The organism is Pseudomonas sp. NFX183, from assembly GCF_047943075.1.
Lineage (GTDB): Bacteria > Pseudomonadota > Gammaproteobacteria > Pseudomonadales > Pseudomonadaceae > Aquipseudomonas.
The window spans coordinates 5250211-5266225 of record NZ_CP181333.1 but is presented as its reverse complement, the minus strand read 5'-3'; the positions used below and the strand labels follow the sequence as shown (position 1 = coordinate 5266225).

The following is a 16015-nucleotide window of genomic DNA, read 5'->3' as shown; positions in this document are numbered from 1 at the left end:
TAACATGAACTCACTCAACGGGGCGACCTTCGATAAGTGAAAGGATATGCGAAACCATTTTATCGACTTGAAAAGGCTTGGTGAGTACAGACATCCCTAGAGGCAGTTGTTCGCTCCCTATTATCGAGCTCTCAGCATAGCCCGTGATAAACAAAACCTTGAGATCCGAACGAAACACGCGAGCAGCGTCGGCCATCTGACGTCCATTTAGCCCGCCAGGCAAGCCAACATCTGTGATAAGCAGATCGATTCGTAAGTTAGACTGCAGCAGTTTAAGGCCAGCAACGCTGTCTACTGCCTCGATCGAGACGTAGCCAAGATCGTCCAGAATATCTGAAACCAGCATACGAACAGAGGGCTCGTCGTCAACAACTAATACCGTCCCTCCCTTTATCAGCTCCTGGAGATGCAATCCGGGAGACTCGGGTGTATCCGCTTCGACTACTGTTTCGTCATCATAACGGGGAAGGTAAATATGCACCGCTGTGCCATGCCCTTCCTCTGAACTGATACGAACCTGCCCACCTGATTGCTGAGCAAATCCATAAATCATGGACAGCCCAAGACCAGTACCCTCGCCGAGAGGCTTGGTGGTGAAGAAAGGCTCAAAGGCCCGGGATATTACTTCAGGCGACATGCCTACGCCCGTGTCAACCACACGGAGTGAAAGGTAGTCTCCAGTCGAGACCTGGTGTAGATGTGAATCTTGCCCTTCAATGAACTGATTAGCCGTTTCAATGGTTATTCGACCACCACTAGGCATCGCATCACGTGCATTAATACAAAGATTTAAAAGTGCATTTTCTAACTGTGATGGATCCACCAAGGTAACCCAAAGCCCCGGCGCACTGATGACTTCCACTGTGATACTAGGGCCAACTGTTCGCTGGATCAGGTCCTGCATTCCATCAACGAGCCGGCCGATATTTGTTGGTCTAGGGTCGAGTGTCTGGCGACGGGAAAAGGCAAGTAGCCGATGGGTCAAAGCGGCGGCACGCTTTGATGCATCCTGAGCTACTGCTATATAACGCCCTATATCGCTAAAGCGCTCCTGGCGTAGTCGGATCAGCATGATTTCCAACGCCCCCGAAATGCCAGCTAGCAGGTTATTAAAGTCGTGTGCTAAGCCACCAGTCAGCTGTCCAACGGCCTCCATTTTTTGAGATTGGCGCAGTCTCTCTTGTGCTTTGATCAACTCATCAGTGCGCTCCGCGACGCGCTGCTCGAGCGTATCATTCAAAGCCCGCAGCTCTGTTATTGCGCGATCACGTTCCGCTTCGATGGCTCGCCTACCCTCAACGTCTATGAGAACTCCTGGGAAACGAAGGGGTATACCCTCAGGCGAGTGCTCAACGAAACCATTGGCCTCTAGCCAGTAATAACGTCCGTCATTACGCTTCACGCGATACTGATGTGCGTACGCGCCTCCACGCGTTCTGGCGTCGTGAATGGCAGACGCCAAACCTTGCTGATCATCCGGATGAACAGTGGCCACAATTTGAGCAAAAGGGATGCCCATTCGTCCAAGTGCTGGGTCAAGCCCAAATGCGCTAGCGAACGCTTGGTCGACATTGAAAAGGTCCGTTTGCAGGTCCCAGCTCCACGTTCCTATTATTGCACCTGCATCTAATGCAAGCTGCACCCTCTGCACGTTTTCTTTCGTAAGGGCTTCGCTAATGCGAAGACGCTCCTCTGCTGTCCGTCGTTCTGTTACATCGATTACAAATCCTGGGAAACTTATCGGTTCTCCTTGTTCATCGTAATCAACTCGTCCGCTCGCGAGCAGCCAATAATATTTGCCGTCTGAGCGCATCACTCGATATTGATGAGAATAAGCACCACCTAGGACGATGGCCCTTTCAATTGCAGCGTCCAAGCTCGGCCTGTCTTCAGGATGAACGTGTTCAAGAACTCTGCCGATGGGCATTTCAACGTTGACCAGGGCTAGATCAAGTCCAAACGCTTTGGCGAATCCTGCGTCTCCGGTGAAACAGTCTCGCTTTGGGATCCAATTCCAGGTCCCAATAACTCCACCAGCCGTTAAGGCGACACTCAGATGCTCTAGGCCCTGACGAGCGCGCGCGTCACGTTCCATTTGTGCATCGGCCGCAGCTAATCTCGAGCGAAGCGACTCGTTCTCAGATCTCAGATAATCGGTTTCACTAAAGTCACTAGTCATTAGAGTTCACTGCGTCGCCCTGCAGGTGGAGAGATTAAGCCGTCATTGAGATTTATCTTACCGCAGAAGGTTCACACTACTGCGAGTGAAAATAGAGGGCAACCCCCTCATCACTGACCAATACAATACTGTCGTGGCCAAAATTCCATTCTACTGCCGGCTAGCTAGGTAGTACGCATGTTTCCGTGTCAAGAGTAGTCAGGCTGCTGAGTATTAAATGCGGCTGACAGTTGAGCAGTCGCACCTTAAAAGGACATCTTATTACCGTCTAGTAACTCCTCCATTCTTTTGCGAAAAAGCCCATCTCGTTCAATTTTAAGCCATTTATGAAAGCCTAGCCGCAGCATAATTGAACGCTTGAGCCGTACCCTAAACGCCCAAAATTCATCAATGCCGTGCAGGTTGTTGCGGAAGTGATTCGAAAAGATGCGGAAGTGGTAGGTATATCGCAGCAAATAAAAAACCCCGTAGACGTTAATCTACGGGGTTTCTAAGAGTGGAGGCCGAGGTCGGAATCGAACCGGCGTAGGCGGATTTGCAATCCGCTGCATAACCATTTTGCTACTCGGCCTCAAACGACAAATGCCCTCACCGCTGACATTTATCGCATAAAAACTTGAGTGGGCTATAGAACCCTGCCTCTACTCTAACTTATTGAATACATTGAAGTTTTTAATGCTTCGTTGCGTTCGATGGGCGCCATTATGTACTCATTTGCTTTTACCTGCAACCCCTTGATTTCAAAAATATTTCGTATTGACATCAAGGGGTTGCGCACCTGCCCTACTCCTTGATGAGCTGTTGCTGATACTGCGGGTCAGCCTGGATCTGGGCGTCGGTGAAGGGCAGCGAGCGCAGTTTTTTCTCGGAGAAGGCGCGGGTCTGATCCTTCGAATACTGGGAGGCGGGGTTGCTGGATTCGGAGAATGCCAATACGCCCATGGCCTGCGGGCCTTGGGCGTCGAAGGTGACGATTTGCAAATAGCTGGTGCCGCTGACGACTTCGCGTTTGCCATCGGCACGCGGCACGGTTTGCATGGCGTTGTAGATGCCCAGCTGCTGCGGGCCGCCGTGCATCGGGGTTTGGCCGGAGACCTGGATGTCGCCCCAGCGGGTCAATCCAAGCTGGCTCACCGCTGCCGTCGAGGCCAGCATGGCTTCGCGCAGGGCGTTGGCCACGGGTTCGCGCTCGATGGCCAGCCCGCGCGGAGTGGTCAGGGGCTGCGCAGGGTCGAAGGCGATGCGCCAGGCGTCGGGAAGTGCCTGCAGGTGTTCGAACAGATTGATGAAGTGCACCAGGCCGACGCCGCTGTCGAGGTTGGCGTGTTGGTCCCAGTTTTTAAGGCTGGTGCAAAGTGGCTGCAATGTCGCCGCATCCGCGCCGAGGTGGTTGGCGCAGAACGCGAGCAGGTCGGGCATGACTTGGCTGGCGAGGTAGACCTCGTTGTCCAAGACCATGTTTTGCAGGTCGGTCACCTTGATCGGTTGTTTGGCCAGAGATTGCAGGCGCTGCAGGGCGAATCGGGCGCGTGGGCCAAGGCCGATGTGATCCTGGCTGATCACCGGCGAAAACCCGGTCAATGGCGCCTTGGGGTTGGCCATCCACGCCGAATCATTGGCGTGTTGCACGTAGTCGGTGCGCTCCAGCTGCGGCAGGTCGGCGGCCGCGAAGATGCCGGGTTGGGCGGCACGCGGGTCGATGTCCCAGGCGCAGGCGCTGTGGGATCCGTCGAGCACGATCAGTTGCAGGCCGGCGCGCGGGTCGCTGCATTGCGCAAGTTTGGCCGCGCTGACGTTGGGCACCACTGACAGGTTCATGTACAGGCTCTGGCCCTGGTCATCGGCGGCCAGGGTGTTGACCCACGGGATGCCTTGCAGGGTGTGCACCGAGGTTTGCAGCGCCTTGAGGCTGGTGGCGCGGTTCATGGCGTCCCACTGCTGCAGGACGCGGTCGTTGCCCAGGTTGGCGTCGCGCAGGCTGAAGGCGTAGTGGCTGTCCCAATCCAGCTTGCCGGGCCATTGCACCACCGGGCCGAATTGCGAGCTGTACAGGGTATGCGCCTGCGGCCTCAGGCTGCCATCGGCCTGCTTGACCTGCACGGTGACGGAGGTTTTCTCCAGGGGAATCGATTTACCGTCGAGCAGGTAGCGCGTCGAATCCTTGGGATCAAGCGTCAGGCGGTAGAGGGTGAAATGCTTGGACGTGTCGACCGTGTGGGTCCAGGCCACATGCTGGTTGAAGCCGATGTTGATCAGCGGCAAGCCTGGCAGCGCGGCGCCCATCACGTCCAGTTGGCCGGGGATAGTCAGGTGCATCTCATAAAAGCGCATGCCGCCCACCCACGGAAAATGCGGGTTGGCCAACAGCATGCCACGGCCATTGAACGAACGATCACGGCCTACGGCGACGGCGTTACTGCCGCGGTCAAGGCTGAAACGTTGCTGGTTGGCTGACGCCTGTTCAAAGGCTTTTAAACCGGGCTTCACACTGGCAGAGACTTGAGGCGGTGTAGCGCCAACCAGGGCTTCGGCGAATTGACCGACACCGCCTTCCACCAGCAGCCTGCGCGTCAGCTTGACCACGTCTTGCGCCACAATCGGTCGAACCCACGCCGCCTGGCATTGTGCCGGCGCGCCCTGCTCTTTCAGGTAGCGGTTGTAGCCCGCGACGTAGCCTTCAATCCGCTGCTGGATCTGTGGCGTCTGGGCGTTCCAGAAGGCGCTCACCGCTTGGGGTGTATTCAGCCAGGTGAAAAACACATCGCTGGCAAGATTGTTGCGCTCCTCCAGGGTCGCCTGTTCGGGGCCGAAATACTTGGCGCGCTCGCCGCTCACCGTGACCACTTCGTTGGCCAGCAGGCACAGGTTGTCCTGGGCATACGCGTAGCCGATGCCGTAGCCCAGACCGCGTTCGTCGTTGGCGCGAATGTGCGGCACACCAAACGTGGTGCGGCGAATGTCCGCCGACGCCTGTGTCACTTGCTCGCGCGCCGACGCGGCAACACTGGCCCCCAGCAACAGCCCCGCCACGCACACCCTGGACAACCGGTTGGAAATAATCACGCAAGCTCCACAGTCAAATTGAACACCCTCACAAGGGGCAGCTACCCCACCGTAAGGACGCAATGAACCGGGAATAATTTAGCCGCCGGACGCGTTTATTTAAGGCGTGCGCGCTGTGACAAAGTCGATACCGACAAAATTTCTACATCCAGCACTTCATGATTTCTGTCGCTCGTTCGTCTTATTAGGTAAGAGCGCCATCATTTTCCTGATCAGGCTCTGATAAGGAGTTTTCTGCATGTACAACTCGCAACTGCCCACGGACGGACATTCACCGGCCGCCGACGCCAATTACGGCAGCGGCGGCGCACACGCGTTCGGCAAAGCGCCCGAACAGCAAGGCAACCAGCGTATTCGCCATTTGCTCAAGTGCTTCGGTTTGCGCACCAGCCTGATTCGGCTGAAAGTCATCGACGCCCTCCTCACCGCTGCCGACAACCAGCGCACCCTCGGGGTGCGCGGCGTGCACAGCCATTTGCTGGAGCTGGGCATTCCGTTGTCGTTTCTCAGCGTGCGTGAGGTGCTCAAGCGCCTGTGCAGCGAGGGCGTGATCACCCTCAATGCCGATAAAAGCTACAGCCTCCACGAAGAGGCTGCCAAAGTGCTCGATGGTCGCGCCTGACTGGCGCGATCAGAAGTTGGGCTTGACCTTGCGGCGCATGATGCCGTTGATCACTACCACGGTTACCGCCACGGCAATGGCGATGTACTGGAACGTTTTTTCGCTGATGACCCCAGTGTTCTGCAGGTAGGACAGGCCGAACATCGTCCCCAGCACCACAAGGGAAATCAGAATCGAATATTTCAAACGTTGCTTTTGGGTCATGACGGGGTTCCTGAACCTGATAAATGTATCCACTTTGTATCGCCGAACATGCCAAGCACATACCCAGTGACGGGGATGGATGAGGGTCGGCAGGGTCGTATGTTACAGGCGATGAAAAAGTTTGGCTTGTCCCACGCCTGATTGACCTTGTGAGCACCCTAGAGGATTTTCAAATGTTACGTCGAATCACACTGCTGATTCCATTGCTGATCATGCTGAGCATGAGCGGCTGCTTCTTTTTCCCACACGGCGGCGGTGGCGGCTGGCACGATCATCGCTACGACGGCGGCCCAGGCTACGAACACCGCTGATCGCGCCTGCGCCCCGTTTTCCAGCCCGGAAAACGGGGCGCTCAGCCAGCGTGCACCCAGCGCTGATGCAACCAACGCGCAAACGCATCCAGGGCAAACCCCAATAGCCCGATCAGCAGCACCATGGCCATCAGTTCCGAATAGGCCAGACGGTCCCGAGTGTCGAGGATGTAGTACCCCAGCCCCGCACTGACCCCAAGCATTTCGCACGGCACCAGCACGATCCACAAGATACCGATGGCCAGGCGCACGCCGGTCAGCACATGCCCCACCACGCCGGGGATGATCACCCGCCGCAAGGTTTCCCAGCGCGTAGCGCTCAAACTCTTACTCAACTGCAGCCAACGCGGGTCGAGCTGACGCACGCCGGCAGCGGTGTTGAGCATGATCGGCCACACAGCCGCGAAGGCCAGCAGGAAATAGATCGGCTGGTCGCCCACGCCCATCAACATCACCACGATAGGCATCCACGACAGCGGTGAAATCATCCGCAGAAACTGGAAGGCCGGCGTGGTGGCCGCCTCCAGATTGCGCGAACTGCCCACCAGCAGGCCCAGTGGCACGCCTACCCACAACGCGAGAAACAGGCCGACGAAAATACGCTTCAGGCTGACCGCGATGTGCAGGTACAGCTCGCTGCGCCCGAGCAGTTCCCACAAGCTGCTGAAGGTCGCTGCCACTGAAAAGCGCGCCGACAACCCGTCGGCGTCGCCCAATACCTTGACGCCCAGCCACCACAAAAACAGCAAGCCTGCCAAGCCACTCAGCCCCAGCAACCAGCCCGGGATTCTGCCTTTACTCAAGCGCCAATCTCCTCGTGCCGTTCGTAGCCATCCGGCAAACCGAAGGTCTTCATGCCGCCCACCGACTCGATGGCGTTACGCACAAAACGGTCGTCGACCAAGTCTTTGGCAACGAACGCCGGATCGAGGTCGGCGAGGAATTTTTTGTCGCCTTCAATCAGCGTGTCCTTCAAGCGCCGCACCAGTTCCTCGGTGTAGCTGGGGAATGGGTAGGGCTGAAAGTCGATGCGGTGTTCGTCCCAATTGGCATGCTGGATCGCACCGTCGGCCAAATAGGCAGCACGGTCGGCGGCAGCCGGCGCGAGGACTTTGCTCAAGACCGGCTCAGCGTGTGGCGTATAGCGGTTCGGCCCGTCTTTGGACAGCAGCTTCACCGCCTCTTCACGGTTGTCGCGCGTCCACACCTGGGCCTTGACGATCGCATTCACGACCTTTTGCGACCATTCGGGGCGGTTGGTCAGGTCATGTTCATGCATGAACACCACGCAACACGCATGGTTGCGCCACACATCGCCGGTAAAGCGCTGCACCCGGCCGACCTTGAGGTTTTCTGCCAGGGCGTTGAACGGCTCGGCGACGATATAGCCGTCGATGCGTTTGCTGGCCAGGGCCGGCGGCATGTCGGAAGGCGGCAACACGATGAGGTTGACCTCGTTGGCGCCAATCGCGCTGCCGGCAGCACGCGCCACGGGGGTCAAGCCGTTATCACGAAACAACTGCTGCACGACTACGTTGTGGATCGAGTACCAGAACGGAATCGCCATCGACTTGCCGCCCAGTTGCTTGACGTCGGTAATGCCCGGCGACACGGTCAGGCCGGAACCGCCGACGTGGTTCCAGGCCACGACCTTGGCAGGCACCTTGCTCCCATAGCGCGCCCACAGCGTCATCGGCGACAACAGGTGAATCACGTTGACCTGTCCCGAAATGAACGCCTCGATCACCTGGGCCCAACTGCGCAGCAGCACCGGGCGCTCGGCCTTGATGCCTTCGGCTTCGAACAGGCCGTTGTTGTGTGCGACCAACAGCGGCGTGGCGTCGGTGATCGGCAAGTAACCGATGCGTACCGGCGCGTCCGGCTCGCTGGCGGCGCGCGCCTGCAAACTGCTCAGCAGCGGCATGGCACCGGCGGCACTGAGCACCGCCGAGAGTTTGAGAAAGTCACGGCGCGAGTGAGTGAGGTCATCCAGACACATGGTTGGGCTCCAGCAGTTCAAGGGGGTTGGGTTGAGGGCGGCTCGCCTGCCGTAAGGTTTTCAGAATGTCGATACGCAGCGCGCCGATGGCCTCGACCTGTTCTTCACGCGGCTGTGGCAGGTCAATCTGCCACTCGCCCAAAGTGCGCGCCGGGCGGTTGCCCAGTAGCAGGATGCGGTCGGACAGCAGCAGCGCTTCATCGATGTCGTGGGTGATCAGCACCGCCGCCGAACCTTGCTCGCGGTTGACCTTGAGCAGCAGGTGTTGCATATCGGCGCGGGTGACTTCATCCAACGCGCCGAACGGCTCATCCAGCAGCAGCACCTGTGGCTGGCGTGCCAGGCAGCGGGCCAATGCGGTGCGCTGGGCCATGCCGCCGGACAATTGCGCCGGAAACTGTTGGCGGGCATGTTCCAGCCCCACCGCAGCAATGGCGTGGTCAACGCGACGGCGCCGCTGCTCGGTGCTCAAGTGCGGCTGGCGGGCGAAATCCAGGCCAAATGCGACGTTCTTTTCCAGGCTCAACCAGGGCAACAGGCTGGGGTCTTGAAACGCCACTGCAACGCGTGGATGCGGGCCATTCAAGGGCTCGCCCAGCACGCGCACGCTACCGCCCTGGGGCGCCTGCAAACCGGCAAGCACACGCAACAGGCTGGATTTGCCGACGCCGCTGGGGCCCAGGATCGATACCACCTCGCCTGGTTGCAGCTGCAAATCAAACCCTTGCAACACCGGGCCGCTGGCATACCCAAGGCAAATGCCCTGGGCCGTCAATACCGCCTGGTTCATAGAGTGGCCTGGCGATGCAACTCGGTGCGCAACTGCACCAGGCTTGGCGTCACGATCGGCACAAAGGCCGATTCACGCCAACGCCGTGCAAAACCGCTGCCGTGGGCGGTGAGATAGGCCTTGCCGCCGCTGGCTTGCAGTTCAAGCTGCACGGCACTGGCGGCGGTTTCTGCGAGGGCAATCCGCAGCTTGAACAGCGGCACGGGCTCGGCCGCAAAGCGCCCGGCGAGCAGGCCCTTTTTCAGGTCGTTGACCAAGTGATCCAGGGTTACCCGCAACGCTTCCAACTCATCGCGCAACACCGTGCGACTCGACCCCAGGTGGTTGGCCACCTCCGCCAGCGAACGACGAGCCAGGCCAATGGACATGCCGCATTGCAAGCCCAGAAACGCCGGGCGCACGGCCGGCAGGAACTTGCGCGCATCTTCATGCAACAACCACTCACGGCTCAGCTCGACGCCTTCGAGCCCCAGTGCTGCGGTATTGCTCGACTGCAACCCCATCAGTTCCAGGTCGCGCGAGCGTTGCAAGCCGGCAACCGAATCGGGAATCGCCAGGATAAACGGCGCACCGCCGGCGGCATGCTCGATAGCGGCGGCCGCGACAAAGCCGTTCTTGCGTAAATTGGTCACCCAGTGCAGGCGGCCGTTGAGGGTCCAGCCGTCTTCGGTCGGCTCGGCGCTGATTTGCAGGGTCTCGATGCCCGACAAAAACTTCATCGCATTCGACAGGCCAGTCGCCCCGGCCAGCTTGCCGCTGAGCAAGTCCGGCAAAAGGTGCTCGCGCAGCCGCTCATTGGGGCTTTGCAGCAAATATTCGATAAAGGAACGCTGGCCCCAGCAGACAAATGCCGCCGCCAGGGAATGGCTGGCGACATTGGCGATGGCGTCAACCGCGCCGGTGACGTCGCCGCCCAGGCCACCCAGCGCTTTGGGCACGCCGATACGCAAGACATTGGACTCTGCCAGCCTTGGCAGCACTTCCTGTGGATCGCAACTGCCCACATCCAGGGCCTGCGCTTGAACATCGAGCCAACGGCTCAAGATTGGGTCAAGCATTCATGTTTCTCCTTGTTACAGCAGGTGGACCATCGCCGATGCATGCGCGCTTCAGCTTGCCGGTTTTTCCCAACGGTATTGCGCCAGCTCCGGGTTCAGCGGCGTGCGGGCAAACACGTTAGCGAAGTTGCACAGGGTTGCCAGGCTCACGCCCAAAATAACTTCCAGGGCCTGGCCTTCGGAATAACCGGCAGCACGGAACGCCTCGAAGCCTGCATCGCTGACGTCGCCGCGCGTGGCGATCACTTCGCGCGTGAAGGCGGCGAGTGTCTCATAGCGGGCATTGGGCAGTTCGCCGCGCTGGCGCAGGGCATCAATCACGTCGTCAGGCAGCTTGGCCTTGTTGCGCGCCACGGCAGTGTGGCCGGCAACGCAAAAATCACAACCGTGGGTGGTGGCGGCAATCAGTTGCACCACTTCGCGGTCGGCCAGGCTCAATTCTGCCTTGGCGTTGAGGCCCGAAACCGTGATGTAGGTTTCCAGCGCGGCCGGTGCGTTGGCCAATACGGCGAGCAGATTAGGGATGAACTCCGAGGCCTTCAGGGCATTTTCGAGAAAAGGTTTGGCGGCTTGCGGCGCGGTTTCTGGGGTGAGCAACGGTACACGGGACATGGAGTGGTCTCCTGATGGATTCGTGTATCCAGTCTGTTGGTTATAAAAAATCGCCTCAATAGGCTAAAGTAGCGATTACTTGCTCTTGAGTCTTTCCGTTAGATGAATTCGTCCAGTGCACTTGTCGATTGGTTATTAGACAGCCTCGAACTCTACACCAGTTTGTTCCATGTCGGCCGCTATTGCGGTGACTGGCATGCGAGCACGCATGGGCTGGCGAGGGCGAGCTTTCACCTGATCGTTCAGGGCCAATGCTGGCTGCATATCGATGACGAATCCACCCCCCTGCAGCTGAACAATGGCGACGCGGTGTTTCTGTTGCGCGATTTGGCCTATCGCCTGTCGGGCGAGGCCACGGCCGCCGGCGCGCAAGAATGCCCGCGCCGGCCGATGCTGCCGTTGGACAGCCTGGCCAGCGATGGCGTGGGCCTGGTCTGCGGGTTCTTTCATTTTCATTCGGGCTTGTCGGCGATGATCGTCGACACCCTGCCCGCCTGGATCATCCTGCGTGCCGGCGACCCGTCCCTGATCGCCGCACGCAACCTGTTCGAACTGATCCTGCAAGAATGCGAGCGCACGCCGGCACCCTCTTCGGCCTTGCTTGAACGGCTTTGCCACCTGCTGTTTCTGTACGTGCTGCGTCAACAGGTCATCGACAACACCGAATTGGGCGGCCTCGCCGCACTGGGCCGGCAACCGGCGTTCGCCAACCTGCTGGAACAATTGATCGCACACCCCGCCGATGCCTGGACGCTGGAAAGCATGGCCGCCTGCACCGGGCTGTCGCGTTCGGCGTTTTTCAAGCGGTTTAACGAGTTGTGCGGGCAGTCGCCAGGGCAGGTGCTGTTGATGATGCGCATGCGCCACGCCTGCCAGCTGTTCAAGGAAGACCAGACCGTGGCGGATGTGGCGCTGGCCGTGGGTTATCAATCGGTGGCGGCGTTTACCCGAGCCTTTTACAAAGTCACCGGGCAGCAACCCGGCGCCTACCGCAAGGCTCAAGCCTGACGTTGCAACCCGTTGCCCGGCCGCGCGCACAGCTCCACCAGCCAATCGACCAATACCCGCACCCGGGGTGACAGCTGGCGATGCGGCGGGTACAGCGCCGTCAGCGGTAGTTGCGGCGGCTTGATCGCGGCCAATACCTCCACCAGGCTGCCCGCCTGCAGTTGCTGCATGACGTGGTAATAAGGCGTCTGCACCAGGCCATAGCCCGCTTCGCAGGCGGCGAGGTAACCGTCGGCACTGTTGACGGCAACCTGCTTGGGCAGGTCCACCAGGCGCAGCGCCTGCCCTACTTGAAACTCCAGGCCATAGCGCTTGCCACTGCTGCTGGAGAAGTATTCCACCACCTGGTGGCCGGCAAGCTCGTCAAGGTTGGCGGGCACGCCGAAACGCTGCAGGTACGCGGGGCTGGCACAGGTCACCTGATCCATCATTGCCAGCGGGCGCGCCACCAGCGAGTCGTCCAGCGCCAGGCCACCGCGCAGCACGCAGTCCACACCTTCGCGAATCAGGTCGACCGGGCGGTCGTTGAGGCCGATTTCCAGGTCGATGTTCGGGTAGCAAGCGGAAAATTCCGGCAGTGCGGGTATGACCAAAAATCGGCCGATGCCCGAGGGCATATCGATGCGTAATGTGCCACGCGGGCTGCCTCGGGTAGCAAACACCGCTTCGGTCTCTTCAAGGTCTGCCAGCAAGCTGACGCAGCGCTGGTAGTACGCGGCGCCATCCAGCGTCGGGCTGACTTGCCGGGTGGTGCGCTGCAGCAACTGCACGCCCAGGTGCGCCTCCAGTTGCTTGATCAGGATAGTCACCGAGGCGCGTGGCAGTTGCAGGCTGTCGGCGGCCTTGGCAAAGCCACCCAGTTCGACGATCCGGGTAAACACACGCATGGCGTTAAATCGGTCCAAAGCCAGGTTCTCCCGGGGCATTGTTTAGAAAATCCTAATAGTGATAGCGGTTTTAGCCGCTTTATCCCTCAGTTGTCGAGGAGAACAATGGGGGCCTTTCCCCTCCAAGGAGCTGCCCCGATGCATACTCGTCAACTCGGCAAAAACGGCCCTCACGTCAGCGCCATCGGCCTGGGCTGCATGGGCATGACTGATTTCTACACCACCGGCACCGATACTCAGGAAGCGATTGCAACCTTGCACCGCGCCCTGGAGTTGGGCGTCACCTTGCTCGACACCGCCGACATGTATGGCCCTCACACCAATGAGGCGCTGATCGGCAAAGCCATCGCCGGCAAACGCGACCAGGTGTTTCTGGCGAGCAAATTCGGCTTTGTGCGTGACCCGGCCAACCCGTCGGCACGCGGTGTGAATGGCCGCCCCGAGTACATTCGCGAGGCCATTGATGGCACCTTGAAACGTCTGGGCATCGAAACGCTGGACCTCTATTACCAGCACCGCGTTGACCCCGACGTGGCAATCGAAGAAAGCGTCGGCGCGATGGCCGAACTGGTCAAGCAAGGCAAGGTGCGTTACCTGGGCCTGAGTGAAGCCTCCGCGGCCAGCCTGGAGCGCGCGCACAAGGTGCACCCGATCAGCGCCCTGCAAAGTGAACATTCACTGTGGAGCCGCGACCAGGAAGACAATGGGTGCCTGGCGGCCTGCCAGCGCCTGGGCATCGCCTTTGTGCCTTACAGCCCGCTGGGGCGAGGGTTTCTCACCGGCGCGCTGAACAGTCCGGAGGACTTCGCCGCCGACGACTACCGCCGCTCCAGCCCGCGCTTTCAAGGTGAGAACTTTGCCAAAAACCTGCTGCTGGTGGACCAAGTGAAAGCGCTGGCTGCGCAAAAAGGCGTGACAGCCGGGCAACTGGCGCTGGCTTGGGTGCTGGCGCAGGGTGATTACCTGATCCCGATTCCAGGCACCAAGCAGCGCAAATACCTGGAAGAAAACGTGGCGGCCCTGGATATCAGCTTGAGCCCTGCCGAATTGGCGGCGCTGACGTCAATCTTCCCGGCGGGCGCTACTGCGGGTTTGCGCTACACCGAGGCATCAATGGGCCTGGTGAATAAATAGCCTGTGTTGTCAGGGTGCACCGGCTTACGGTGCGCCCCGACTTTTCTTGCACGATGGTACCTCAAGCTCCTCCTTGCCAAGCCGATAGCCCGATGAAGCTCTAACACAGCCGCGTCAATAATAAACGCTTCGTAAGGACGACCTCATGCCCCCACTGCGCTCCATCCAAACCCGCTATACCCTGTTTCTGGTGCTGTTCGTCCTGGTGTTATCTGTGTTGACGGTTGTGGGGATCGGCCAGTTGGTCGCGCCCCAGCTGCGGCACACTGAAGAACAGGTGGTGCTCAACCGCATCGCGGAAGTAGCCGAACAGATTCAGGGCGAACTGAACAAGGTTCAGGCCCAGCAACGCAGCATCACCCAGACCATTCCCCTGCTCGACAGCGATGCCATCGACAAAGTCCTGCCCGGCCTGGTGGACCAGTACGGCGAGCTGAAAGTCTTCGGCGGTGGCATCTGGCCACTGCCGAATCAGCGCACGCCGGGGCGCAACAAGCACAGCACGTTCTGGCACCGCGATGCGTCGGGCAAGCTGGCGGTCAATACCTTCTGGAACAGCGACGCGGCGCCCAATTACTACGATCAGAGCTGGTACAAAGGCGGTCTCGCCTCACCGCGTGGCCAGTGCGCCTGGGCGGCGGCTTACAAAGACGACGCCAGCCAGGAGCCACGCACCAACTGCGCCATGGCCATCCAGCGCGACGGTGCCGCCTACGGTGTTGCCACCATTGACGTGACCCTGGGTTTCTTCAATGACCTGGTCGCCAGCAAAGAGAAAGACATCGGCGGGCAGATGCTGATCGTCGAAGGCGACGGCAAGATCATCAGCAACAGCACGCGCCTCAGCGGCCCGGTGGTGTTGAAAAATATCAGCGAATTGGCTGGCACCTCGGCGTTTGCCGCTCAGGTCAGCAAGGCCCTCGCCCACCGCGACCAGACCCAGCGCGCCGAATTCGACAACCAGGGCGTGGCCAGCACCTTCTACATGCGCCCGATCGAGGGCACGCCCTGGTTCCTCGCCACCGCCCTGCCGACTTCGCTGATCATCGCACAGCGTGATGATGTGCTCGGCAGCCTGGCCCTGTTGCAAATTCCCATGGTGTTGCTGCTGGTGCTGCTGGCGTTCTATGCCATCCGCCAACTGGTGCAGCGCATGAAGTCGCTGAGCATCAATATCGACGCGCTGTCTGCCGGCGATGCCGACCTGACGCGCCGCATCACCATCCGTGCCGAAGATGAAATGGGCGCCATCGGCCACTCGGTGAACCACTTCATCATCTACCTGCAAAACATGATCGGCGAAGTGACCCAGGCCACGGGCGCGATGTCGACGGGGCTTGAGCAATTGCAGCAGACCTCGGCGCACACCAACCGGATTCTGGTGCGGCATGCGTCGGAAACCGATCAAACGGTCACGGCCATCACCGAAATGAGCTCCACTGCCGACACCGTGGCGCAGAACGCCGCTGAAACCGCCTCCTTCACCCAGCGCGCCAACGAACACGCGGACCGCTCACGGGTGGTGGTCGGAGAAGCCTCCACCAGCGTCAGCGCGTTGATCGGCGAAGTGGCCAGCGCCACCCACACCGTGGAAAACATGCGCCAGGACGCTGCTCGCATCACCGAAACCCTCGGTGTGATCGGCGCAATTGCCGGCCAGACCAACCTTCTGGCGTTGAACGCCGCGATTGAAGCGGCGCGGGCCGGTGAGCAAGGCCGTGGTTTTGCGGTGGTGGCCGACGAAGTCCGGGCGCTGGCGGCACGCACCCAGGCCAGCACCTCGCAGATCAACGAAATGCTCGCACGCCTGACCACCGGGGTCAGTTCGTCGGTGACCGCCATGGAAAACACCCAGGCCAGTTGCCAGTCGGCCGCAGATGCTACCGCGCGGGTCAACACGGGCCTGGACGAGATGGCCGGCTCGGTCAGCCATATCAACAACCTCAGCACTCAGATCGCCACCGCCGCCGAGCAGCAAAGCGCGGTGACCGAGGAGATCAACCGCAGCATGGTGCAGATCCGACATATGGTCGAAGAACTGGTGGAAAGTGGCCACGCCACTGAAACCAATACACAGAGCCTGCTGGATGCCAATGGCCGAGTGATTGCGTTGATGAGTCGCTTCAAGGTGCGCTGATAAATGCATGA

At 59.8% G+C, this 16015-nt stretch carries 14 protein-coding genes and 1 tRNA gene; 5 read left to right on the top strand and 10 right to left on the bottom strand.

All coding sequences use genetic code 11. The features are described 5' to 3' along the window. Window positions 1-10: 10 nt before the first annotated feature. The 3 genes from ACM530_RS24615 to ACM530_RS24605 all read right to left on the bottom strand — a co-directional run bounded on the left by ACM530_RS24615 (window position 11) and on the right by ACM530_RS24605 (window position 5242). Window positions 11-1927 carry a PAS domain-containing protein gene (locus tag ACM530_RS24615; RefSeq protein ID WP_416365120.1) on the bottom strand — a complete coding sequence of 639 codons (1917 nt, stop codon included), beginning with the start codon at window positions 1925-1927 and terminating at the stop codon, window positions 11-13. A 749-nt stretch (window positions 1928-2676) separates the two neighbouring features. After that, a tRNA-Cys gene (locus tag ACM530_RS24610) sits at window positions 2677-2750 on the bottom strand. Window positions 2751-2962: 212 nt separating this feature from the next. Next, window positions 2963-5242, bottom strand: a complete 2280-nt coding sequence (locus tag ACM530_RS24605; RefSeq protein ID WP_416363403.1) for an acylase — start codon at window positions 5240-5242, stop codon at window positions 2963-2965. A 238-nt stretch (window positions 5243-5480) separates the two neighbouring features. Here ACM530_RS24605 and ACM530_RS24600 point away from each other — a divergent pair, with 238 nt between their 5' ends. Then, window positions 5481-5864: a fe2+ zn2+ uptake regulation protein gene (locus tag ACM530_RS24600; RefSeq protein ID WP_119740169.1), complete on the top strand. Its 384-nt coding sequence runs from the start codon at window positions 5481-5483 to the stop codon at window positions 5862-5864. Window positions 5865-5873: 9 nt separating this feature from the next. Here ACM530_RS24600 and ACM530_RS24595 read toward each other — a convergent pair whose 3' ends face one another. Next, on the bottom strand, window positions 5874-6068 hold the full coding sequence (locus tag ACM530_RS24595; RefSeq protein WP_053255884.1) for a hypothetical protein: 195 nt from the start codon (window positions 6066-6068) through the stop codon (window positions 5874-5876). Between the two features lie 173 nt (window positions 6069-6241). Here ACM530_RS24595 and ACM530_RS24590 point away from each other — a divergent pair, with 173 nt between their 5' ends. Continuing rightward, window positions 6242-6379: a hypothetical protein gene (locus tag ACM530_RS24590; RefSeq protein WP_164487942.1), complete on the top strand. Its 138-nt coding sequence runs from the start codon at window positions 6242-6244 to the stop codon at window positions 6377-6379. A gap of 41 nt (window positions 6380-6420) precedes the next feature. Here ACM530_RS24590 and ACM530_RS24585 read toward each other — a convergent pair whose 3' ends face one another. From ACM530_RS24585 to ACM530_RS24565, 5 genes are read right to left on the bottom strand one after another with little or no spacing between them, the layout of a single operon-like run. Further along, window positions 6421-7167: an ABC transporter permease gene (locus ACM530_RS24585; protein ID WP_370004772.1), complete on the bottom strand. Its 747-nt coding sequence runs from the start codon at window positions 7165-7167 to the stop codon at window positions 6421-6423. Window positions 7168-7178: 11 nt separating this feature from the next. Further along, the gene (locus tag ACM530_RS24580) at window positions 7179-8378 is read right to left on the bottom strand and encodes an ABC transporter substrate-binding protein (protein WP_416363402.1); all 1200 of its coding nucleotides are present in this window, start codon (window positions 8376-8378) and stop codon (window positions 7179-7181) included. Further along, window positions 8365-9168 (bottom strand): ABC transporter ATP-binding protein, encoded by an 804-nt coding sequence (locus ACM530_RS24575; RefSeq protein ID WP_416363401.1) that lies wholly within the window; start codon window positions 9166-9168, stop codon window positions 8365-8367. Before ACM530_RS24575 ends, ACM530_RS24580 begins: the two co-directional genes overlap by 14 nt. Beyond that, window positions 9165-10226: an acyl-CoA dehydrogenase family protein gene (locus ACM530_RS24570; protein ID WP_369303067.1), complete on the bottom strand. Its 1062-nt coding sequence runs from the start codon at window positions 10224-10226 to the stop codon at window positions 9165-9167. The genes ACM530_RS24575 and ACM530_RS24570 overlap by 4 nt, the downstream gene beginning before the upstream one ends. Window positions 10227-10277: 51 nt before the next feature. Beyond that, window positions 10278-10838 (bottom strand): carboxymuconolactone decarboxylase family protein, encoded by a 561-nt coding sequence (locus tag ACM530_RS24565; RefSeq protein WP_416363400.1) that lies wholly within the window; start codon window positions 10836-10838, stop codon window positions 10278-10280. Between the two features lie 102 nt (window positions 10839-10940). On the opposite strand from ACM530_RS24565, the gene ACM530_RS24560 reads away from it, so the two are divergent. Continuing rightward, window positions 10941-11846, top strand: coding sequence for an AraC family transcriptional regulator (locus ACM530_RS24560; protein ID WP_416363399.1), 906 nt, complete (start codon window positions 10941-10943; stop codon window positions 11844-11846). On the opposite strand, the gene ACM530_RS24555 is transcribed toward ACM530_RS24560, so the two are convergent. Further along, window positions 11837-12751, bottom strand: coding sequence for a LysR family transcriptional regulator (locus ACM530_RS24555; protein ID WP_416363398.1), 915 nt, complete (start codon window positions 12749-12751; stop codon window positions 11837-11839). The genes ACM530_RS24560 and ACM530_RS24555 overlap by 10 nt on opposite strands. Window positions 12752-12871: 120 nt before the next feature. On the opposite strand from ACM530_RS24555, the gene ACM530_RS24550 reads away from it, so the two are divergent. Continuing rightward, window positions 12872-13867, top strand: coding sequence for an aldo/keto reductase (locus ACM530_RS24550; RefSeq protein WP_416363397.1), 996 nt, complete (start codon window positions 12872-12874; stop codon window positions 13865-13867). Window positions 13868-14012: 145 nt separating this feature from the next. After that, complete coding sequence (locus ACM530_RS24545; protein WP_416363396.1) at window positions 14013-16004, top strand: methyl-accepting chemotaxis protein; 1992 nt, start codon at window positions 14013-14015, stop codon at window positions 16002-16004. Window positions 16005-16015: the final 11 nt, after the last annotated feature.